Origin of the sequence: Pseudonocardia halophobica, assembly GCF_050948485.1 — a bacterium.
Lineage (GTDB): Bacteria > Actinomycetota > Actinomycetes > Mycobacteriales > Pseudonocardiaceae > Pseudonocardia > Pseudonocardia halophobica.
Genome location: NZ_CP192046.1, coordinates 5,881,197 through 5,901,664 on the forward strand (window position 1 = coordinate 5,881,197; position 20,468 = coordinate 5,901,664).

The 20,468-nt window shown below is 73.9% G+C and carries 22 protein-coding genes; 10 read left to right on the forward strand and 12 right to left on the reverse strand.

Going from position 1 to position 20,468, the window contains the following annotated elements; genetic code table 11:
• Positions 1 to 44: 44 nt before the first annotated feature.
• Genes nrfD through fdh form a run of 3 tightly spaced genes read right to left on the reverse strand, consistent with a single transcriptional unit; the run spans position 45 to position 5,457 of the window.
• A complete protein-coding gene (nrfD, locus tag ACQP04_RS27990; protein ID WP_433503523.1) occupies positions 45 to 1,112 on the reverse strand; it encodes an NrfD/PsrC family molybdoenzyme membrane anchor subunit in 1,068 nt (355 codons plus the stop codon).
• Positions 1,109 to 2,143: a 4Fe-4S dicluster domain-containing protein gene (locus ACQP04_RS27995; RefSeq protein WP_433503524.1), complete on the reverse strand. Its 1,035-nt coding sequence runs from the start codon at positions 2,141 to 2,143 to the stop codon at positions 1,109 to 1,111. The genes nrfD and ACQP04_RS27995 overlap by 4 nt, the downstream gene beginning before the upstream one ends.
• Positions 2,140 to 5,457: a formate dehydrogenase gene (fdh, locus tag ACQP04_RS28000; RefSeq protein ID WP_433503525.1), complete on the reverse strand. Its 3,318-nt coding sequence runs from the start codon at positions 5,455 to 5,457 to the stop codon at positions 2,140 to 2,142. Before fdh ends, ACQP04_RS27995 begins: the two co-directional genes overlap by 4 nt.
• Before the next feature lie 203 nt (positions 5,458 to 5,660).
• Here fdh and ACQP04_RS28005 point away from each other — a divergent pair, with 203 nt between their 5' ends.
• The 6 genes from ACQP04_RS28005 (at position 5,661) to ACQP04_RS28030 (ending at position 9,571) form a co-directional block, all read left to right on the forward strand.
• On the forward strand, positions 5,661 to 6,530 hold the full coding sequence (locus tag ACQP04_RS28005) for a hypothetical protein (RefSeq protein ID WP_433503526.1): 870 nt from the start codon (positions 5,661 to 5,663) through the stop codon (positions 6,528 to 6,530).
• Positions 6,527 to 7,078 (forward strand): phage holin family protein, encoded by a 552-nt coding sequence (locus tag ACQP04_RS28010; RefSeq protein WP_433503527.1) that lies wholly within the window; start codon positions 6,527 to 6,529, stop codon positions 7,076 to 7,078. The genes ACQP04_RS28005 and ACQP04_RS28010 overlap by 4 nt, the downstream gene beginning before the upstream one ends.
• A gap of 9 nt (positions 7,079 to 7,087) precedes the next feature.
• Positions 7,088 to 7,870, forward strand: coding sequence for a DUF3618 domain-containing protein (locus tag ACQP04_RS28015; protein ID WP_433503528.1), 783 nt, complete (start codon positions 7,088 to 7,090; stop codon positions 7,868 to 7,870).
• 132 nt (positions 7,871 to 8,002) lie between these two features.
• Positions 8,003 to 8,629, forward strand: a complete 627-nt coding sequence (locus ACQP04_RS28020) for a DUF2231 domain-containing protein (RefSeq protein ID WP_433503529.1) — start codon at positions 8,003 to 8,005, stop codon at positions 8,627 to 8,629.
• Between the two features lie 103 nt (positions 8,630 to 8,732).
• Positions 8,733 to 8,993 (forward strand): DUF6158 family protein, encoded by a 261-nt coding sequence (locus ACQP04_RS28025; protein WP_433503530.1) that lies wholly within the window; start codon positions 8,733 to 8,735, stop codon positions 8,991 to 8,993.
• 86 nt (positions 8,994 to 9,079) lie between these two features.
• Complete coding sequence (locus tag ACQP04_RS28030; RefSeq protein WP_433503531.1) at positions 9,080 to 9,571, forward strand: DUF4383 domain-containing protein; 492 nt, start codon at positions 9,080 to 9,082, stop codon at positions 9,569 to 9,571.
• Here the strand turns inward: ACQP04_RS28030 and ACQP04_RS28035 are convergent, their stop codons facing one another.
• The 3 genes from ACQP04_RS28035 to ACQP04_RS28045 all read right to left on the reverse strand — a co-directional run bounded on the left by ACQP04_RS28035 (position 9,572) and on the right by ACQP04_RS28045 (position 11,204).
• Positions 9,572 to 10,237, reverse strand: coding sequence for a hypothetical protein (locus ACQP04_RS28035; protein WP_433503532.1), 666 nt, complete (start codon positions 10,235 to 10,237; stop codon positions 9,572 to 9,574).
• 71 nt (positions 10,238 to 10,308) lie between these two features.
• Positions 10,309 to 10,875, reverse strand: coding sequence for a hypothetical protein (locus tag ACQP04_RS28040; RefSeq protein ID WP_433503533.1), 567 nt, complete (start codon positions 10,873 to 10,875; stop codon positions 10,309 to 10,311).
• 137 nt (positions 10,876 to 11,012) lie between these two features.
• Positions 11,013 to 11,204, reverse strand: coding sequence for a hypothetical protein (locus tag ACQP04_RS28045; RefSeq protein ID WP_433503534.1), 192 nt, complete (start codon positions 11,202 to 11,204; stop codon positions 11,013 to 11,015).
• 183 nt (positions 11,205 to 11,387) lie between these two features.
• Between ACQP04_RS28045 and ACQP04_RS28050 the strand changes: the two genes are divergently transcribed.
• Positions 11,388 to 11,609: a hypothetical protein gene (locus tag ACQP04_RS28050; RefSeq protein WP_433503535.1), complete on the forward strand. Its 222-nt coding sequence runs from the start codon at positions 11,388 to 11,390 to the stop codon at positions 11,607 to 11,609.
• Between the two features lie 5 nt (positions 11,610 to 11,614).
• Here ACQP04_RS28050 and ACQP04_RS28055 read toward each other — a convergent pair whose 3' ends face one another.
• Positions 11,615 to 11,953, reverse strand: coding sequence for a DUF3140 domain-containing protein (locus tag ACQP04_RS28055; protein ID WP_433503536.1), 339 nt, complete (start codon positions 11,951 to 11,953; stop codon positions 11,615 to 11,617).
• A 74-nt stretch (positions 11,954 to 12,027) separates the two neighbouring features.
• On the opposite strand from ACQP04_RS28055, the gene ACQP04_RS28060 reads away from it, so the two are divergent.
• A complete protein-coding gene (locus ACQP04_RS28060) occupies positions 12,028 to 13,398 on the forward strand; it encodes an MFS transporter (protein ID WP_433503537.1) in 1,371 nt (456 codons plus the stop codon).
• A gap of 12 nt (positions 13,399 to 13,410) precedes the next feature.
• Here the strand turns inward: ACQP04_RS28060 and ACQP04_RS28065 are convergent, their stop codons facing one another.
• Together ACQP04_RS28065 and ACQP04_RS28070 are read right to left on the reverse strand one after the other, a co-directional pair.
• Positions 13,411 to 13,911, reverse strand: coding sequence for a class I SAM-dependent methyltransferase (locus tag ACQP04_RS28065; protein ID WP_433503538.1), 501 nt, complete (start codon positions 13,909 to 13,911; stop codon positions 13,411 to 13,413).
• Positions 13,912 to 13,944: 33 nt separating this feature from the next.
• Positions 13,945 to 14,805: a lipase family alpha/beta hydrolase gene (locus ACQP04_RS28070; protein WP_433503539.1), complete on the reverse strand. Its 861-nt coding sequence runs from the start codon at positions 14,803 to 14,805 to the stop codon at positions 13,945 to 13,947.
• 190 nt (positions 14,806 to 14,995) lie between these two features.
• Here ACQP04_RS28070 and ACQP04_RS28075 point away from each other — a divergent pair, with 190 nt between their 5' ends.
• Both ACQP04_RS28075 and ACQP04_RS28080 read left to right on the forward strand, forming a co-directional pair.
• Entirely contained in the window at positions 14,996 to 15,376 is a 381-nt protein-coding gene (locus ACQP04_RS28075; protein WP_433503540.1) for a DUF6907 domain-containing protein, read from the forward strand.
• Between the two features lie 26 nt (positions 15,377 to 15,402).
• Complete coding sequence (locus ACQP04_RS28080) at positions 15,403 to 15,765, forward strand: hypothetical protein (protein WP_433503541.1); 363 nt, start codon at positions 15,403 to 15,405, stop codon at positions 15,763 to 15,765.
• Positions 15,766 to 16,290: 525 nt separating this feature from the next.
• Here ACQP04_RS28080 and ACQP04_RS28085 read toward each other — a convergent pair.
• The 3 genes from ACQP04_RS28085 to istA all read right to left on the reverse strand — a co-directional run bounded on the left by ACQP04_RS28085 (position 16,291) and on the right by istA (position 20,387).
• Positions 16,291 to 17,265, reverse strand: coding sequence for an LLM class flavin-dependent oxidoreductase (locus ACQP04_RS28085; RefSeq protein WP_433503542.1), 975 nt, complete (start codon positions 17,263 to 17,265; stop codon positions 16,291 to 16,293).
• 1,017 nt (positions 17,266 to 18,282) lie between these two features.
• Positions 18,283 to 19,101 carry an IS21-like element helper ATPase IstB gene (gene istB / locus ACQP04_RS28090; protein ID WP_433503543.1) on the reverse strand — a complete coding sequence of 273 codons (819 nt, stop codon included), beginning with the start codon at positions 19,099 to 19,101 and terminating at the stop codon, positions 18,283 to 18,285.
• Positions 19,098 to 20,387, reverse strand: a complete 1,290-nt coding sequence (istA, locus tag ACQP04_RS28095) for an IS21 family transposase (protein WP_433503544.1) — start codon at positions 20,385 to 20,387, stop codon at positions 19,098 to 19,100. The genes istB and istA overlap by 4 nt, the downstream gene beginning before the upstream one ends.
• Between the last annotated feature and the right edge of the window lie 81 nt (positions 20,388 to 20,468).

Below are 20,468 nucleotides of genomic sequence, written 5' to 3' on the forward strand. Positions count from 1 at the left end.
CCGGCGCCGCTTCCGAGCGCGTGACGGAGCCGTACTGCGGGGCGTCAGGGGCGGCTGTCCCTGGCGTCGAGCCGCTCCCGCTGCGGCACCACGACGTACTTCGGGTCCTTGGTGGACGCCACGCCCGCCTCGAACACCCCGAAGCGCTGCAGCGCGCTGCCCGCGAGCAGCGCCAGGCCCGAGGCGGCGGCGCCGACCCGGCTCCGGTGGGCGACGAGCAGCGTCCCGGCCAGGCCCGCCGCCGTCAGCGCCTCCGAGGCGTGCCGCAGCCGCGCGACGTGACCCTCCCGGTACACCTCGCCGACCAGCCCGAGCCGGTGCTCCATCACCCGCGACGCCACGATCTCGCCAGCCGCCCCGACCGCGGCGAACGCCCGCGCCGGGCCCGCCTCCGCGACCGGCGCGCAGAGCATCCCGAACCCGCCGCCGCTGGCCGCCGCGGACCCGACGAAGACGAACGGCAGCTCGTCCCGCACCTCGTTCCACCCGGGAACGGCGGTGTGCGACAACAGGACCGCGGTGTACGACGCCACCCCGGGCGCCGTCGCGGCCGCGCTCAGCCCGAGCGGCCGGGCCAGCCAGCGCAGCAGCCGGGCGGGCCAGGTGCGACGCCACCGGCGCGGCACCAGCTCGTCGACCGCGGCGGCTCCCGCGCCCGCGCCGAACGCACTGAGGATCCACGTCCCCACGCTCATCGGCGAGGTCGGCTTGAGCACCCGCAGCATGTGGTGGAAGCGCTCGGGCCGCCCCAGGTCCGACACCAGGAAGTACAGGCTGGCCAGCAGCGCGCCCAGCGACCCGAGCCGGCTCGAACGCCGCAGCGCGGGCCGGCCGGTGAGGTCCGCACCCGCGGCGACCACCGACGACCCGGCGGCCAGCCCGCCGCAGAACAGGTAGGCGGCGATCTTCCACTCCCACACCGGCGCCTTGAGCACGGGCCGCCCGTAGTAGGACCGGAACTCCGCCTCGGGGACGACCGTCGGCTCGCCACCACCGCGCCGACCACCGTGTCGACCGCCGCGCCGCCGCCGGATCCCCTGGAACATCTCCGCGGACCGGGCGGCACCGCCGCCCGCGTCGCTGGGCAGCTCGGCGGGCTCGGGGCCGGTCACCGCCGACCCCCCGCCACGAAGGCCGCCACGCCCGCCAGCAGGAACGCCGCCGCGGCCTGGCCCGCCCGCTTCCACATCGCCGGCCCGTCCCGGGTCGGGACGTGCGGGTCCGGCGGCAGGCCGTACACCTCGGGCTCGTCGAGCAGCAGGAAGAAGGCGCCGTCGCCGCCCACGCCGTCGTCCGGGTCCCGGCCGTACAGCCGCGCCTCGCCCACCCCGAGGTCGTGCAGCTGGGCGAGCCGGCGGTCGGCGCGCTCGCGCAGCTCGTCGAGCTCGCCGAACTGGATCGAGTCGGTCGGGCATGCCTTGGCGCAGGCGGGTTCGAGGCCGTCGCCGATGCGGTCGTAGCAGAGCGTGCACTTGTTGGCGCGGCCGTCGTGCTGCCGCCGGTCGATCACCCCGTACGGGCAGCCGGACACGCAGTACCCGCAGCCGTTGCAGATGTCCTGCTGCACCACGACGGTGCCGAACTCGGTGCGGAACAGCGCCCCGGTCGGGCAGACGTCGAGGCACCCGGCGTGCGTGCAGTGCTTGCAGACGTCCGACGCCATCAGCCACCGGAAGTCGGTCCGGCCCTCGGCCCCGGTGAGGTCGCCCGGCCGGTCGAAGCCGGGCATCCCCAGCGCCTGCGGCTCCGGCCGTCCCGGCGGCAGCGGCTCCGTCCCCAGCTCCGATCCGCCGCGCGGCGCCGCCTCCAGCCGCGCCTCGACCGCCCCCGCGGTCTCCGGTATCCCGGTCGGCCCGGTGGGCAGGCCCGCGAATCCCGGGTCCTGGCGTCCCGTCACCCGCGGCTGCTCGACGAACGCGACGTGCCGCCACGAGTCCGCGCCGAGCATCCCGGTGTTGTCGAAGGACATGCCGAGCAGGTCGAGGCCGTCCTCGGGGACGGCGTTCCACTCCTTGCAGGCCACCTCGCAGGCCTTGCAGCCGATGCACACGGAGGTGTCGGTGAAGAAGCCGACGCGCGGCGGGTGCTCCACGTGCCCGGCCTCGCCCGCCACGTCGTCGAGCGGCCCGTACAGCCGGTTCATGACCCCTCCTCGGTGTGCGCGACGCCGTGCGCCGTGGCGATCCGGGTCCCCGTCTCCACGGTGATCCCGGCGGCGGCCCGCACCTCGTCGAGCAGCGCCTTCAGGGCCGGTCCGCGCGGGCGCGGACCGGGGCGGACGTCGCAGGTCGCGACCTTGCTCTCCTGGATGAACACGTTGGAGTCCTGGACGACGCCGAACAGGTCGTTGACGACGTCGCCGGACACCAGACCGGTGTGTCCGAAGTGGTAGGGCAGCCAGACCTGGTGCACCACCCGGCCGTCGACCCGCAGCGGCGCCAGCCGGTCGGTGACCACCACCCGGGCCTGCACCGCCGCCCGGCTCGTGACGACGTGCGCGTCGCCGAGGTGCGTCAGGCCCCGCTCGCGGGCCAACTCCGGTGACACCTCGACGAACAGCGCGGGCTGCAGCTCCGACAGGTACGGCAGCTGCCGGCTCATCCCGCCCGCGGTGTGGTGCTCGGTCAGCCGCGCCGCGGTGAGGACGTACGGGAACACCTCGGACCCGTGCTCGGGCGGCGCGGGGTTCGACGGGTTGTCCGGCCTGCCGTACACCTTGCGCGTCGGGTTGCCCTGCTGCCTGTACAGCGGGTTGCGCACCGGGGACTCGTGCGGCTCGTAGTGGGTCGGCAGCGGCCCGTCGAGCAGGCCGTGCGGCGCGAACAGCCAGGCCTTCCCGTCGGGCTGCATGATGAACGGGTCGTCGCCGGACAGGGCCTCGGGCCCCGTCGCGCCCTCCGGCGGCCGGTGCCCCGGCGGCGTGCTCCGTGGGAAGTCGGCGACGTCGTGCCCCGTCCACGCGCCCTCGTCCACGTCCCACCAGACGAGCTTCTTCCGCTCGCTCCACGGCCGGCCCTCCGGGTCCGCGGAGGCCCGGTTGTAGAGCACGCGCCGGTTCATCGGCCAGGTCCAGCCCCACTCGGCGTCGTAGGGCCCCTGCTCGGTGTGGGGCTTGCGCCGCGCGGCCTGGTTGACGCCCTCGGCGTAGACCCCGCTGTAGATCCAGCAGCCGCACGAGGTGCTGCCGTCGGCCCTGAGCCCGAGGTAGCCCGGCAACAGGTCGCCGGTGGCGAGGTCGTGGCCGTTGATCCGGCGCAGGACGTCGTCGGCCGACGGCTCGACCCAGACGCCTTCTCCGTCGGTGACGTAGTCCCACGCCAGGTTCAGGATCGGCTCGTCGCGCTCCTGTGCGGACCCTGCCAGCCGCTCCCGCACCAGCCGGCCCAGGTGGTAGGCGAACCACAGCTCGGAGCGCCGGTCGCCGGTCGGCTCCACGGCCTTGGTGCGCCACTGCAGCATCCGCTGGGTCTGGGTGAACGTGCCCTCCTTCTCCACGTGCGACGCCGCCGGCATGAGGAACACCTCGGTGCGGCACCGCTCGGGCACGATCTCGCCGGTCTCGATCTCGGGCGAGTCCCGCCAGAAGGTCGCCGTCTCGATCTCGTTGAGGTCCCGCACGACCAGCCAGTCCAGGTTGGCCATCCCGAGCCGCTGGAGCTTGCCGTGCGCCGAGCCGACGGCGGGGTTCTGGCCGAGCACGAAGTAGCCGGACACCGTCCCGTCGATCATGTCCATCACGGTGCGGTAGGTGCCGTGGTCGCCGTCGATCCGCGGCAGCCAGCCGAAGCCGAAGTCGTTCTCCGGGGTGGCCGCGTCGCCGAAGTACTCCTTGAGCAGGGAGACCAGGTAGGCGTCGACGTCGTAGCCGTAGCCCTTGTGCCCGCCCGTCCGCTGGTCGGCGATCCACGCCTCCAGGTCGGTGTGGGACACGTTCGGCATCGCCAGGTATCCCGGCAGCAGGTTGAACAGCGTCGGGATGTCCGTGGAGCCCTGGATGCTCGCGTGCCCGCGCAGCGCGAACACGCCGCCGCCGGGCCGGCCGATGTTGCCCAGCAGCAGCTGGAGGATCGCGCCCGCGCGGATGTACTGCGCGCCCACGCTGTGCTGCGTCCAGCCCACGCTGTAGACCAGCGCGGTGGTCCGGTCACGGTTCGAGTGGGCCGTCCAGGCGCGGCAGACCTCGAGGAACTCCTCCTGCGGGGTGCCGCAGACCCGCTCCACCATCTCGGGCGTGTAGCGGGCGAAGTGCCGCTTCAGGACCTGGAAGACGCACCGGGGGTGCTGCAGCGTCGGGTCCTTCGTGATGTCGTCCGCCGCCCCGGAGACACCGGCGCCGCTCGCGCCGGCCTGCATGGGCTCGGTCTGCTCCTTGGCCTCGGCCGAGTCGCCGTCCGGTGTGCTCTCCGCGGGCTCGGCGCCCTCGTAGAACCAGCTGTCGCGCTCGTAGGTGCCGGTGTCCGGGTCGTAGCCGGAGAACAGCCCGTCGAGGTCCTCGGTGTCGGCGAAGTCCTCCCGGACCAGGAACGACGCGTTCGTGTACGCCGCGACGTACTCGCGGAAGTCCAGGTCGTTGTCCAGGACGTACCGGATCACGCCGCCGAGGAAGGCGATGTCCGAGCCCGCGCGGATCGGGACGTAGGTGTCCGCGACCGCGCTGGTCCGGGTGAAGCGCGGGTCGATGTGGATGACGCGGGCGCCGCGCGCCTTCGCCTCCATCACCCACTGGAACCCGACCGGATGGGCCTCGGCCATGTTCGAGCCCATGATGATGATGCAGTCGGAGTTCGCGAGGTCCTGCTGGTAGTCCGTCGCGCCGCCGCGACCGAAGGAGGTCCCCAGACCGGGGACGGTGGCGGAGTGTCAAATACGGGCCTGGTTCTCGATCTGGATCGCGCCCATGGCCGTGAACAGCTTCTTGAGGAGGTAGTTCTCCTCGTTGTCCAGGGTGGCGCCGCCGAGGGCCGCGAGCCCGACGGTCCGGTTCAGCCGCCTGCCCTGCGCGTCGCGCTCCTGCCAGCCGCGCTCGCGTGCCGCGACGACCCGGTCGGCGATCATCTCCATCGCCTCGTGCAGGTCCAGCTCGCTCCACTCGGTGGCGTACGGGGCGCGGTAGCGGACCTTGTCCAGGCGCTGCGGGCCGGTCACGAGCTGGAGGCTCGCGGAACCCTTGGGGCACAGGCGACCGCGCGAGATCGGCGAGTCCGGGTCGCCCTCGATCTGCACGACCTCCTCGTCGCGCACGTAGACCTTCTGCGCGCACCCGACCGCGCAGAAGGGACACACCGAGCCGGCCACGCGGTCCGCGGAGGCCGTCCGCGGTCGCAGGCCGACGTGCTTCGGCGACTGCGCCGCGGCCCCCCGGCCGAGCGGGTCGGTGCCGGTCAGCTGCCGGTACACCGGCCAGGCCCCCAACGGCGTCGAGGCCCCGATCGACCCGAGCCACGTCCGCACGCCCATGCGGTCCCCCTTCGTCCTCCGCGTCACTACCCGTGTCACCTCGGCCGAAACCGACCCGGATCTTCCCGCGGGCCACCCGTTCGGCCGCCTCGTGGCGGCGGCCTGGGCCGTCCGGGTGATCGCTCGACCGCTGCCCCGAATCGGGTGTCCGGGACCCGGGCAGGGGTACCGCCCCGGCCATCTGCGAACGGAAGGAGCGTGCAGTGACGGAGAGCACCAGCGAGACCGTCCGGACCGAGGGCGCAGAGGTCGGACGCACCGCCGCCGAGGCGGGTGGGCAGGTCGCCGGGACGGCCGCCGAGGAGGCACGCAACGTCGCCGGCGAGGCGCGCCGGCAGGCGAAGGACCTCGTCGGGCAGGCGCGTGGCCGGTTGCAGGAACAGGCGGGCTCGACGCAGCGTCAGGCCGCCGACGGCGTGCACGACGTCGCCGACCAGCTACGGCAGATGGCGGGATCGGCGGACGGCGGCCCCGTGGCCGACCTGGCGCACGAGGCCGCCGACCGGGCCGAGCGCTTCGCGTCCTGGCTGCGGGAGCGCGAGCCGGGCGACCTGGTCGAGGAGGTCCGCCGGGTGGCCCGCCGCCGTCCGGGCGCCTTCCTCGCCGGCGCCGCCCTGGCGGGGGTCCTGGTCGGGCGGCTGACCCGCGGCGTCGTCGAGCACGAGAAGGGCGGGTCGGGCCCGGACGGCGGCGCGCCCTCGCCATGGCCCGGGGACCCGCACACCGCCCAGGGCGTTCCCCCCGGCCACGGCCCAGGACACGGTGTGCCCCCGGGCTACGGCGTGGCCGGACAGGGCATGCCCGCGGCCCCGCCGCCGCCGGCGCCCGTGACGCCTGGCCCGGGGTCCACCCCGCCCGTGCCTCCGGGACCGGGCACGCTCGGGCAGGCGCCGCCGCCCGGTCCGTCGCCCGTGGCACCCACCCCGCCGGCCGGCGGGCCGGCCGTACCTCCGCCACCCCCGGGGGCCGGACCGGCGCACGCACCGCGACCGGGGTCGACGACCGTCGGCGAGTACGTCGACGAGCTGGGCCGTCGCGGTGACCCGCGCGTGGACGACCAGGACGGCCGGTGAGCGCGCCGGGCGGCGGCGCGCCGCGCGACCTCTCGCGGGACCTCCCGCCGAACATGCCGCCGAACATGCCGCCCGATCACGAAGGTCGGCACTCGGCCCCCGCGCCCGGGCCGTTCGACCAGCCACCTGCGCCGTCCCCCGCCGGAGCGAGCCCGGCCGGCGGCCCGCCCGACGTCTCCGACGTGTCGGTCGGCGACCTGATGGGACGTGTCTCGCGCGACCTCTCGACCCTGATGCGCCAGGAGCTCGCGCTCGCGCAGGCCGAGCTGAAGCAGGAGGCCCGCAAGGCGGGCAAGGCCGCCGGCGGCTTCGGGGCCGCCGGGTTCGCCGGCTACATGGTGCTGCTGTTCCTCTCGGTCGCCCTCTGGGCCGGGCTGAGCAACGTCATGGACAGCGGCTGGGCCGGCGTGATCGTCGCCGTGGTCTGGGCGGTCATCGGCGCGATCGCCTTCGTCGTCGGCCGCAACAACGCGCGACGCACCCACCCCACCCCCGAACGCACGGTCGACACGCTCAAGCAGGTTCCCGACGCCCTCAAGGGCCGGTGAGGAGGACCGATGACCACCCCGTACGACAGCACCGCCAGCCCCACCCCCCACGGCGCCCGGTACGGCGCGCAGTACGACGCTCCGTACGACGCCGCCGCGCAGTCCGACGACCCCGACGCGATCCGGCGCGAGATCGAGCGGACCCAGAGCCGGCTCAGCGGCGACGTCGACGCGCTGACCGAGAAGGTCACGCCCGGCCGGGTCGTGCAGCGCCGGGTCGACCGCTTCCGCGGCCGGGTCACCGGCTGGCGCGACGCCGTGATGGGCAGCGACCCTGCCGGCGCCGCGCGAGACACCGCCCACCAGGCTGCCGGCACGGCCCGCTCGCTGGCCGGCGAGGCCTCGGACCGAGCCGGTTCGGTGGCCGACACGGTCGGCGGGAAGGCCTCCGACGCCGCGTCGACGGTCGCCGAGACCGCGCGGGAGGCGCCCGACCGGGTGCGGCAGCAGACCCGCGGCAACCCGCTGGCCGCGGGCCTGATCGCCTTCGGCGCCGGGTGGCTCGTCTCGTCCCTGCTCCCCGCGAGCCGGAAGGAGCAGGAGCTCGCGGGCCAGGCCAAGGACCGGGCGATGGAGATCGGACGCCCGCTGGCGCAGCAGGTCGGCGAGAAGGCGAAGGAGATCGGCGAGGACCTGCGCGAGCCGGCGCAGCAGGCGGTGCAGTCGGTCCAGGAGACCGCGCAGGACGCCGCCTCCACCGTGGCCGAGGAGGGCCGGTCCGCGGCCGGGCAGGTCCAGGACCGCGCCCAGGACGCGGGCCGGAACGTCAAGGAGCAGGCCGGCCCGACCTGATCGGGGCGCCCGGGCGGGAGGGTTCGCGCCCGCCCGGGTACCGCCCACCGCCGCGAGCGATACGGGGGCAGGCGGCGGGGGCGACCATCGACGCGGCGGCGTGAACCAGCGCCGAGCGGGTAGGCCGCGGGTATGAGCGGCTCACCGATCGTCCGGGCGCTGCGCGCCACCGAGAACGTCCGGTTCGGGGAGGACGGTGTCGCGGCCGTGCAGCGGGGGCTGCGCCGGTTCCTCGCGGGCAGCAGGCTCGACGCGGCGCTGCGCGGTGCCTGGCTCGGCCACCCCGTGCACCCGCTGCTCGTGACCGTGCCGATCGGCGCGTGGGCCTCCGCCGCCCTGCTCGACGCCGTCGGCGGCCAGGAGGACGCGGCCCGCCGGGTCGTCGGAGCCGGGATGGTCAGCCTGCTGCCGACGGCGGTGACCGGGCTGGCCGACTGGAGCGGGCTCGACGAGCGCCGCCGCCGAGTCGGACTGCTGCACGCGGCCGGGAACGTGGTGTCCGCGGCCTTCCTCGGCGCCTCCTACCTCGCGCGCCGGCAGGGCCGGCACCGGACCGGCGCGGTGTTGTCGCTGGCCGGGGTGCTGCCGCTGTCGGTCGCGGGCGCGCTCGGCGGGCACCTGTCCTACGCGCAGGGCGCGGGCGTCGGACGCTGGCCGGACGCCTCCTCCGACGCCGGCCGGACCGAGAACGCGGGCGAGCCCGGCCCCCTCGACACCGGCGCCATCCCGGGCAGCGGCCCCGAGGCGAACCCCACCTGAGAACCCACCGGCTCCGGAGCCGAGGCCCCTTCGAACGAGGGGGCCTTCCGCCGGTTCCCTTCACGACCGCATGCCTCCCCGCACCCGCGGGTAGCTGCGGGGTATGACCGACCGACCCCACGGCGTCCCTCCGGCCGAGCTCGACGACGACACGCTCCGCCGGGAGATGACCCACCTGCACGAGACCCGCCACGACACCGTCCTCGGCGGCTCCGAGGACGCGCTCGAGGTGCACACCCGCCGGATGTTGGAGCTCGAGGCGGAGTTCCTGCGCCGCTTCCCCTCCGAGGCGGCGCCGGACCCGCGCCGGACCCGCGCCGGGAGCCGTGCGGAGGCGGGCCGGCCGGCCCCGGGCTCCGGCTGACCCGCATGCCGGGCGGGCGACGGGGTACGCGACCGGGGCAGGGTGCCGCGCGCACCCCGCGCACGTCGTCCCCCGAGGAGGAGTCCATGTCCGAACGGGCCACAACGGCCGCGGAGCGGGGTCCGGGGCAGGCCGCCTTCCCCTGGATCCAGGTGGGGGCGCTGGTCCTCGGTGCGCTGCTGATGATCTACGGCCTGGTCGGCTTCTGGCCGGCCTTCGCCCCGCCCGGACCCGACGGCCGGCAGCCGACGCTGCTGGGCCTGGAGATCAACCCGCTGCGCAGCGCACTGCAGCTGGCGCTGGGCGTAGCCGGGATGCTGTGCGCCACCCGGTTCTCCGCCGCCCGCGCCTACGGCTGGGTGCTCGCCGTCGTGAGCCTCGCGTTCGTGGTGTTCGGCATCCTCGGCATCCTGGACCGCGACGTCGACTGGCTGGGCATGAACCTGCCGTCGACCGTGGTCGCCGGGGTCTTCGCGGCGCTCGGCCTCGTCCTCGCGCTCGGGCCGGTGCGCCGGTCCTACCCCGGCGGCGCGCTGCCGCCGGTGCACGCAGAACCGGACCGGCGCGAGGGCCGGTAGCTACGGGCGGCGCACCAGCCCGGCCAGCGCGGCGTGCCGTCCGCGGCGCGACCCGGAGTAGGCCCGGGCGCGCAGCCCGGCGAGCAACCGGACCGGGCGCAGCCGCGGGTGCTGGTGCAGCACCGGGTCGAACGCCACCGGGCCGCTCCGCTCCTCACCGAGCACGAGCATCGCCACGGTCCGGCGGTCCCGCGGCCGGGCCTCGATCAGCCGGAAGACCAGCGAGCGGGCCCGCACGGCGTCGGGCACCGCGCGCGGGTCGGCCGGCGGGTCCGGCTCCCGCGGCTCCGGCTCGACGAGCAGCCGCATCCGGCCCGCCGCCGTGTCGTAGGGCAACAGGGTGCTGTAGGTCGCGGTGCGCCAGCCGCGGGCCGGGGCGAGCAGCCCGCCCCCGGCGGTCGAGCTCGTGAACAGCAGGTCGACGGCCTCGCGCGTCTCGTCCGGCTCCACGCGCACGGCCACGCCGAGCAGGTCGGGCAGCGCCCCGGGCGTGCCGGCGCCCTTCGACAGCCGCACCAGCACCCGGTGGGGTCCCGGCCCGAGCGCCTCCCCGACTGCCGAGGCGCCGTCGTCGATCCGCAGTTCGCCGCCGAGCAGCACGCCGCGCGGATGGAACGCCGGTCTCCCCCGCAGCCGCGCGAGACCCCGGAACACGGTCCTGAGCACGGCGAGGAGATGCCCACCCCGGAACGGGCGGAAACCGGCGTTCCGGGTACGCACGGCGCCGGGAGGCCGGGTCAGGTCAGGCCGAGCACCTGTGCCGGCCTGGCCAGCAGGCCGGGCAGCTGCTGGCCGGGCCGCTGCTGCTCACCGTGCAGCGCGTTGACGACCACGAGCGCGCCGGTGAGGGCCGGGATCACCCACTGGCAGACGCGGAGCCGCCGCTGGGCCGCGCTCGCCGGCTCTTCGGTCCCGGCAGCGGGCTCGGTCGCCCCCTCGACGGGCTGTCCCTCCGCAGCCTCCAGCTTCTTGCCGAGCATCCGGCTGTAGGCCGTCACACCGAGCGCGGCGACCGTCAGGCCGGTCATGGCCGCGCTCGACGCCGCGACCCCCTTCTGCGCCACGATCCGGCCTTTGTTGCCCCAGCCGACGCCGGTCGTCCCGACGAGGTGGGCGCCGATCGCGGCGAGGTTCACCGGGGTCCAGCGGGCCCAGCCCGCGTTGGCGATCCGGAGCCGCTCCCGCGGGTCGGAGGCCTCCGCCGCGGCGCCGTTGACGGCGACGGCGCCGGCCAGGGTGCCCCCGAACCAGGCGGCGAGGCCCAGTTCGTGCAGGGTGCGGAAGACGGTGTTGCGCTGGGTCATCGAATCGCTCCAGGGCTGCAGCTGTATATCGGACTCCCGGTCCCGCGTGCTGGCCGCGAACCGGGTCCCCGTCCGGCTACCCAGGAGGTCCGGGCCGACACCGGGCCGGCACCGGATGAGTCCGGTCGACCCGGCGGTCAGGGGTCGACGCTGCCGGGGCCGGCGCCGCTCACGCTGCCTGGTCCGCCGGCGTCGGGATCCGGGCCCTCCCCCGCGTCACTCTGCGGGCCCTCGCCCTCGAGCACCTCGTCGCCGTGCAGGATCTCCTCGCCGTGCAGCACGGTGTCGTCCCCGTGGTCGCCGCCTCCGGTCCCGTCAGGTCGGGTCATGCGGGCGTCCTACCCGCTGGCGGCGAGGGCAACCGCCGGAGGGCCGGTGAGCGAAGCGGTCAGGAATCGAGAAGCCCCCGGCACCGGGGCGCTCGTAGCGTCGTCGAGGTCGACAGCACCGTCCGCCCGGATGCCCGTTCCTGCAGGTCGCAGGCCGCGCGTCCGACCGCCGAGGAGGCCCCGATGAACCGCAACACCGCGATCCGGCAGCTGCACCGCTGGACGTCTCTCGTCTTCACGGTGACCGTGATCGTCTGCTTCGTCGCCGTGAGCGGGGTGCTGCCCTTCTGGGTGTTCTACGTGCCGCTGCTCCCGCTGGCGGTGCTGCTGCTCAGCGGTCTCTACCTGTTCACGCTGCCGTACACCGCCCGGCGGCGCCGCCGGCGCACCGCGCTCGGGACCTGACCCCGTCAGGCGCCCACGGGCTTGAGCGGGTCGTGGCCCAGGCGCATGAGCTTGTGCCGCCAGGCCGCCTGGCCCGCGGTGGGCTCGAGGTCGTCGCGGCGCTGGGACAGGACCCGGTCGACCACGCGGCGCATGCAGTCGGCGTCGGCCGCGGTGAGGTCCTCCCGCCGCTTGCGCAGGATGGCCAGCACCTCGCGGCCGGTGGGGGTGCCGGCGTGGTCGGGCTCCACCTCCGAGTCGACCGCCGCGGAGTCGGTCCGCAGCCAGTCCTCCAGCTCGCGGGACGTCATGTTCACGACGCGGTGGAACTCGTTCCAGAGGGTGTCGTCGACGTGTTCGGCCATGTCCCCGGTCTACCCGCGCGGACTCGGCTCACACGGCTCCGCGGAGCCGGCAGGTCCGCGGTTACGGTTCCCCCGTGGCTGTGCAGCGGGGCCTGGCGTTGCTCGTCGCCGGGGCGTTCTTCATGGAGATCCTCGACGGGACCGTGATCGCCCCGGCGGCCCCGCACATCGCGGCGGACCTGGGCGTGGCCCCGGTCGACGTCAACGTGGCGATCACCGGGTACGTGCTGACCCTCGGCGTGCTCATCCCGGTCAGCGGGTGGCTGGCCGACCGGTTCGGGGCGCGCCGGGTGTTCTGCGCGGCGCTGGCGATCTTCGTGCTGGCCTCGGCGGGCTGCGCGCTCGCGCCGGACCTCGGTGTCCTCACCGCCGCCCGGGTGGCGCAGGGCGCAGGCGGGGCGATGATGGTGCCCGTCGGCCGGCTGGTCGTGCTGCGGACCACCGCGAAGACGGACCTGGTGCGGGCCATCGCCTACCTGACCTGGCCCGCCCTGCTCGCGCCCGTGCTCGCCCCGGTCGTCGGCGGGGTGCTGGCCGAGTACGCCTCCTGGCGGTGGATCTTCGTGATCAACGTGCCGCTGGGGCTGGTCGCCCTGGTGGTGGCGCTGCGGATCGTCCCCGGGCTGCGGGCGGACACCCCGCCCCGGCTCGACCGGGCCGGGTTCGCGCTCACCGCGCTCGGGGTCGCGGCGCTGATCGTCGGGCTGGAGGGGCTGGGCTCGGGCCTCTCCCCCGCGACGATCACGGCGCTCGCGGTCGCGGTGGTCGGGATCGGGCTCGCGGTGCGGCACCTGCTGCGCGTCGAGCGCCCGCTCGTCGACCTGCGGATCCTGCAGGTCGCGACCTACCGGGTCACGGCCGCGAGCGGGTCGGTGTACCGCGCGGTGATCACCGCGATCCCGTTCCTGCTGCCCCTGCTGTTCCAGGTCGGGTTCGGCTGGTCGGCGGCCGAGGCCGGCGCGGTGGTGATCGCGCTGTTCGTCGGCAACGTCGCGATCAAGCCCGCGACCACGCCGATGATGCGCCGCTTCGGCATCCGGACGGTGCTGCTCGCCTCGATCGCCGTGGGTGCGGCGTGCCTCGGCGGAATGGCGTTCCTGCAGCCCACCACTCCGCTGCCGCTGCTCGTCGCCCTGCTGCTGGTCAGCGGTATCGCGCGATCGACCGGGTTCACCACCTACAACAGCGTCGCGTTCTCCGACGTCGAGGCCGGCCGCATGAACCACGCCAACACGCTGCTCTCCACACTGCAGGAGCTCGGCGCGGGCCTCGGCGTCGCGGTCGGCGCGCTGCTGGTGCGGCTCGGTGAGGCGGTTCCGGCCGTGTCCGGCGCGGCGGGGCCGTACCGCGTCGCGTTCGTGCTGCTCGCGGTCGTCCTCGCGCTCCCGGCCGTGTCGGCGCTCCTCCTGGCCCGGGACGCGGGCGACGCCGTGACCGGGCGCTGACCCGGCGGCCGATCAGGGCCGCACGGCGGAGATCGCGAGGCCGGCGGGCTCGGACCGCACGGCGACGTCGTCGAACCCGGCCGCCCGCAGGGCACCGCTGACGGCGGTGGTGATCCGGTCCGGGGGCTGGGGTCCAGCGGGGCCGAAGCAGACGTGCAGGCGCCCGCCGGGGCGCAGCGCCCCGCGGAGGACGGCGAGCTCACGGGCCGGGGAGCGGGTCCAGAACACGTTGACGTTCACCGAGAACGCGCCGTCGACCTCCCCGGGCGGGAGGTCGAGGTCGGCGAGCTCGGCGGTGCGGACCTCCAGGAGGCCGGCCGCGACATGCGCCTCGTTGCGCCGCAGCGTCCGCTCGGCGGCGACGGCGGAGCGGTCCACGGCGAGCAGCCGCGCGCCGCGCCGGCACACCAGGTCCGCGGCCACCCCCGGCCCCGGCCCGATCTCCAGGATCCGCTCGCCGGGCCGCGGGTCCAGCAGGTCGACGGCCCACGCGACGCGCTCGGGAACGGACACAACGGACATCCTGCCCGGTGCGGCCGGAGCTTGTCAGGCGGGTTCGGCGGCCTCGGCGTAGGGCTGCAGCGGCGGCTCGGTCGCCACCGGCGGCGTCGTGGCGAGGGCATCGGCGACCGTGGTGAGGACCTGCGCGAAGTCGGTCGGGAAGGTCACCGGGTCCACGCCCGGCTGGAAGGGCTGCAGGCAGATGGCGCGGTGGATCCGGTCCGGGTCGGCGGGGCCGTCGTGGTCGAGCGCGTCGACGACCAGCGCGTAGGACACGGCGTCGCTGGTCCCGATGGTGAGGTGGTCGGCGGGGTGCGCGGGGCAGACCGCCTGCAGCGACACGTTGCGGACGTTCTCCCCGCCGTCGCGCAGCGCGGAGCTGGCGGGCGGCGCGGCGTCGGGCAGCAGCGGCGGCGTCTCGACGTTGGGCACCACGACCTCGTCGAAGTCGGTGTAGGCCACGGTGTAGTCAACCTCGTCCCAGGTCTCCCGGCCCGCGTTGAGGGTCGCGATGAACCGGGCGTCGGCCCGCTGCTGCTGGATCGCGGGGGCGCAGCCGCCCGGCGCGAGGCAGATGCCGTTCGCGACGACCGTGCCGTGGTTGGACGGGGCCAGCCCGACCAGGTCGTCGACCGCGTCGCGGGTGTCCGGCCAGAACTTCAGCGCCCAGCGCGTGATCATGCCGCCCTGGCTGTGCCCGACGACGTCGACCGGGCCGCCGGCCCGCTCGCTCATGGTCCGCACTGCGGAGACGACGTACTCGGCCGCGACCTGGATGTCGCCCATTCCCTTGTCCGGCAGCGCGACCGTGCAGAACGGCCGGCCCTCCGCCGCGAAGGCCCGGGCGTAGTTCCACGTGAACTCGGCTCGTGGTCGCGGGACCAGCGGAAACGGCTCTGTTGCCACCTCTGACCAGCCGAAACCTTGGTGGCGGTCGTTGAGGGGTGTTGACGGCTGATGCCCTCTTGCGGACTGGATGCGGACCGCGCGGACCGCCGCGGACCTCGAGGTTCCCCAATCCCCTCACCTCAGACGCCCCCGGGCGGCGCTAGGAACGCCGGCCCCGGGGACTTGATCAGCCCCAGGAGCTCGACCCGTGAGTATCGAACCATCCTTCTCGCTGTACGAGAGCACCGCCGACACGATCAAGGCTGCGCTCGGCTGCCCCGACTGGTGCGCTGAGCCGGCCAGGCACGAGCTCGACGACGACACCGCCCGCCGCGCCGGCGGCATCGGCCGCCTCCACCGCAGCCGGCCCGTGACCGTGTTTGAGCGGACCCACCTGCGCGACGAGCCCCTGCAGGTTCACGTCGAGCGCTGGGCCGGCTACTACTGGCCTGACGGGGTGATCGTCGACCCGGTCGTGGTGCAGGTGTCTGGCCGCCCCAGCGGTGACGGCCTGCTCCCGCACGAGGCCGCGAAGCTGGCCGAGGCCCTCGCCGAGGCTGCTGCGTCCCTGTCGGCGGTGACGGCATGAGCGGCATCTAGGCCCACGTCCTCGGCGTGCTGTCGGCGAAGGCCGGCGCCGCATCGAACCGCGCGTGGACGAAGGCGGACACGAGCACCGGCCGGGCGGCGGCGCTACTGGACGACCTGGCCGTGGTGTTCGCGACCATCGATGTCGAGAAGGTGTGGCGCGAGGACGTTTGCGCCGCGCTTGCCGAGCGGTGGCCCGACCGCTATGGCCAGCTCACGCCGGACGCCCTGACCGCGGCACTCCGGCCGCTCGGGATCACCACCGGGCAGGTGTGGGGCCGGCTACCGGACGGGGCCGGCGCGAACCGCCGCGGGATCACCCGGGCCGACGTCCAGGCCGCGCTCGATCAGCACCGCCGGGCGATCACCTCTAGCGCTGGGGCGCGCTAGGTCTAGCGGTCACGCTAGCGCCCAGGGAGGGGGTCGACCTGGGCGCTAGCGCCCCTAGCGCCTATCCGCTCGTCGACGTCCAGAACGGCCAGGAGGCCATCGTGTGGACCCTCACCGCGCTAGCGCTCGGCGCGCTGGTGCTCCACGTCGCGGCCTGCGCCTGGTGGCCATTCATGCCAGCCGGCGCTGCCACGGCACCGGAAAACGACGCTCGCCGAGCAGGAAGGCGTGGCGGCCCTGCCCGCGTTGCGCCGGTAACGGTCGGCGCGCCAGGCTCGGCCGGCGCGTGTACGAAGTCTTCCGCGGCCGCAACTAACGTCGGCGGAAGCGAGCACACCAGCGGACCGGCGCGCACGTCGAGAGGGCGCATAGAGAGCACATCTGGTGCGAGGGGCTTACCCACCTCAGGCCACCGACAGGTATGCCCGGCTCACATCTAGAGGGCCGAGCATCCGCCTTCTCAGACGTCGAGGACTGCACGGCGGTTAGCGGCGAGACCTCATCGCCGACTCGTCACCCGCGCGCCTATGCCCGCGCAGCGGCGGCGAAGGCCTCGAGCTCGCGCGGGATATCCGGGCCTGCGGGCTGATACGCGATCTCGGTGCTCCCGGCCGCTTCCAGCTTGGCGAGCTTGTCCCGCCACTCGGACGGTGACAGCGCAAGCCCGCCCTTGACCATCAGCTCGCCGGTGACGAAGGGCCGGTCGCGCTCGTTCACGGCCACCAGGTGCCGGTCATGCAGGGCCAGGTGCCGCTTCTCCTTCGGAATGTCGTCGTAGACGGCGGCCCACTCGCGGCCCCGCTCAGGCAGCAACTCGTCAATGCCGCCGTGCTCGACGGCCCAGTGCAAGACGACGCTCAGACCGTGTCCGGCCGCGTCGACCACCCTTGCCGAGCCGGGGTCCTCGCCGTCCTCGAGCACGGTCCCGAAGTCCAGGATGACGCTCGAGGCGAAGTCCGCGTTCGGTACCAGCACGGTGAAGAGCTCGGCGCCGAGGTCTCGGGTCACCCCGTAACCCTTCGGCCCGTTGGCGGCGACCACCCACGGAACCTCAATCGGGCGGGCGGGGGCGTACCGATCGTCCGGCGCCAGCATCTTCATGATCCCGCCGTCCCACTCGACCTCCTCACCCCGCAGCAGGGCCGACACCACCAGCACGTACTCCTTGACCTTGGCCCACGGGAGGGGCCGCTTCCCCATGGACAGGCGCCCGGTGAAACCGGAGCCGACTCCGACCATCGTGCGTTCGGCGCCTGCCACCGAGACCAGCGTCGCAATGGCGGACGCGGTGACCATCGGATGGCGCAGGCTCGGAATCAATACGCCGGGACCAAGGATGATCCGCTCGGTGCGTTCGGCAGCGCGGCAGAGCTGTACCCAGACGTCGGGGTAGAGAGCGGGCGAGTCATAGAAGAATGCGCGCTCATAACCCAGGTTCTCGGCAATTCGGGCGTGCTCATGACTGTCCAACGACGTCGCAAACGCGCATGAAATCCTCACGAGGCCTCCAACCCAACACGCAGAAGATTGTGACACTAGCCACAGTTGCCGTGCGCGGACACCGCCATCCGTCCCCGCATTCGCGGATCCTTCGGCAGCACCTGACGAGTGCTGGACAGGGCCGTTCGCGACCTCGCGGAGTGTGTCCGGCGGGCGTGGGGGAGCGGACGAACGCCGACGGCCAGCGACCAGCAGGTCCGGGACGCCCGCCGTCGGCAGGGAATGGTGAGTCGGGTGCGGAGCATGCCCTGCAGGACGTCGGCGATCCGGGCCGGATTCCCGCGGTGGGCAGCCAGATCTGTCGTACTTCCGGTCCCCACTTGCGTCCTAGACGTCCGGCATCGGCTCGTCATGGTTCCACCGGTCCACAACATCGGGCCGGAGTGTGGCCTCCCACTTGGCGAGGATGGTCATCAGCTCGGCAACGGCCGGGGAAAGCCTCTAAGTGGCGGAATCGCCGGCGCAACCTACGCCGTCCGGTCAGCAAGCAGACGGCGGCGGTCACGGCTTGCGATGACAAGCGCCACGACGACCGCGACGAAGGCGCCGACAGCGCCCGCTACTTGGCCGATGGCTGCGGTCTAGTCGGCGACGTTCGGGGCCTCTGCGACGATCACGGCGTTCTGTCGGCGGGCCGCGACTCCCCGTCGCCGGCCGCGACGTCGAACGACCAGAGCCGCAGAACTCGCTCCAGATGCTCGCGGACAATCGCGGTGCTCTCGCCACCTCGCGGCGGATGTGTTCGAGCGCGGCCGGGCTGAGCCTCGCTACGGCGTCGTCGTAGGCGGTCACGCGTGTGCCACCTCGCGGGACCTGTTCAGAGCCACCTCTAAGCCCTTCCGGGCCCGGTCAATGGCGGGCCGGTCCTGCTCGTCAAGCGCAGCCAGGAGTCGAGCCGCCCACACCTGTACGCGAGCCTGGTCCTCGATCTCCCGTAGCACTCGGAACGTTGCTGTCAACGGATCCTGAAGGTTGACCCTCCTGGGGTCTGCGAATTTTGACCCCTCGGGTGGTTGGTCAGTCCTGGTTGGCGCGGTTCTGTTTGGCGAGGAGCTCGCGTCGTTGGCGGGTGCGGTAGGAGTCGCCGGTGAGGGTGAGGACCTCGGCGTGGTGGACGAGGCGGTCGATCATGGCTGCGGCGACGACGTCGTCGGAGAAGGTCTCGCCCCAGCGCCCGAAGGGCAGGTTGGACGTGACCATGACCGAGCCGACCTCGTAGCGGGAGGCGATGAGCTGGAAGAACAGGTTCGCCGCGTCCTGGTCGAAGGGGATGTAGCCGACCTCGTCGATAATGATCAGCTTGTAGCGGCGGATTTTCTTCAGCTCGGCCTCCAGGCGTCCGGCCTGGTGAGCGTCGGCGAGGCGGGTGATCCAGTTGTTCGCGGTGTCGAAGAGCACCGAGTAGCCGGCGTGGGCGGCTTTGACGCCCAGCCCGATCGCCAAATGTGTCTTCCCCAGGCCGGGCGGGCCGAGCAGGATTACGTTCTCGGCCTTCGCGACGAACGTGCCGGTCGCCAGGTGCGCCAACACGTCTCGGCGCAGCGAGGGCAGGTGGTCGAGGTTGAAGTCCTCGATCGTCTTCACCGCCGGGAAGTGGGCGGTGCGGATGCGCATGGTGGTGCCGGCGGACTCGCGTTCGGCGACCTGGCGCTGCAGGACCGCGGCCAGATACTCCCCGTGCGACCAGTTCTCGTCCCGTGCCTGGTCGGCGAGCTCTTCCCAGCAGCGCCCGATCGTCGGGGTCTTCAACACCCGGGTCAGGTAGGCCAGCATCGAGGGCAGCCCCTCTGCAGGCAGCGCCGCGGCTGAGCGGTCGGGGACAGTTGCACTGGTCATGGGTTGCTCGCTTCCGCCGCGGGCGCGGCAGTTGGGGTGGTCGGGTTGAAATCGACGCCGAACAGGGCGTCGTAGTCGGGCAGGGCGCGGATCGCGACCGGGTGTCCGTCGCTGTGGCGGCGGGCTCCGCGCTGCTGGGTCTGCTGTTGGGCGCGGCGTTGCTCGGCCAGCGCCAGGCGCATCTGGTGCGCGGTCGCGACGTGGCCCGGGTCGGTGAGCACGGCGTGTTTGGCCCAGCTGCGCTCGTGCTCGGCGACCGGTGCTCCGTCGCAGAACACCAGCACTCGCGTCGGGGAGGCGGTGACGTCGACGAACCGCCCGATCACCCGCGGGTCGACGGAGTAGTCGCAGGTGTCGACGCGGACGTAGTAGTCGCGGGCGAGCCGGATCCGGTGCGTCAGCCCGACCGTCGGGGCGACCGGTGGCAGCGGGGTCATCGCCTGGCGGTCGGTCTCGAGCAGATCCACCGGGCGTGCCTGCAACGCTCGGACCGTGCGGGAGTTCGCGCGCGGCAGCCAAGCCCCGAGCTGGTCGTTGAAGTCCTGCGGGCCGGCGAACGCGCGGCCGGGCAGGAACGAGGTCTCGAAGAAGCCGTTGTTGCGCTCGACCATGCCCTTGAACTCCGGATCCCGCGGCGGGGCCAGCCGGATCCGCGTGGCCAGAGTCCCGGCGAACGCCGCGGCCGGGACGCTGACCCGTCCGGTCCCGCCGATCGCGGACTCCCGGTCCCAGACCAGCGTCTTGGGCACCCGCCCGAGCTGGGAGATCAGCAGCCACATCCCGGACAGGATGTCCCCGGCCTGGCGCGAGGGGATCATCGTCGCGGACAGGAACCGGGAGAACGCCAGCGTCACCACCAGCACCGGCAGGATCCGGGCCTGCCCGGCGGTGACCGGGACCGGGGTCTCGGGGAACCACAGGTCGCACTGCGCGACCTGCCCGGGCTCGTAGACGACCCGGTCAGCCGGGTCGATCCCCACGTACTCGGGCCGGATCCGGGCCAGCAGCTTCTTGAGCGGTCCCTCCGAGTAGGGCCAGCCGATCCGCTGCGCGATCACCGGCCCGGGCATCCGCGGCCACTCCACCAGCAGTGCCCGCACCTGCGGCTCGTAGGCGTCGGCGACCGAACCCCGCGGCCCCCGCTCGTAGCGCGGCGGCCCGTCCGAGCGCAACGCCGCCCGCACCGTGTTCCGCGCGACCCCGAGCCGCCGGGCGATCTCCTTGATCGGCACACCCTCAGCCCGATGCAGCCGACGGATCTCCGCCCAGTCCTCCACGTTCAACACCTCCCCAGCGTCGGGAGGGGTCAAATTTCCCGGACCGCCAGGGGGTCAGATTTCAGGATCCGGCGACAGTTGCCGCCTCGC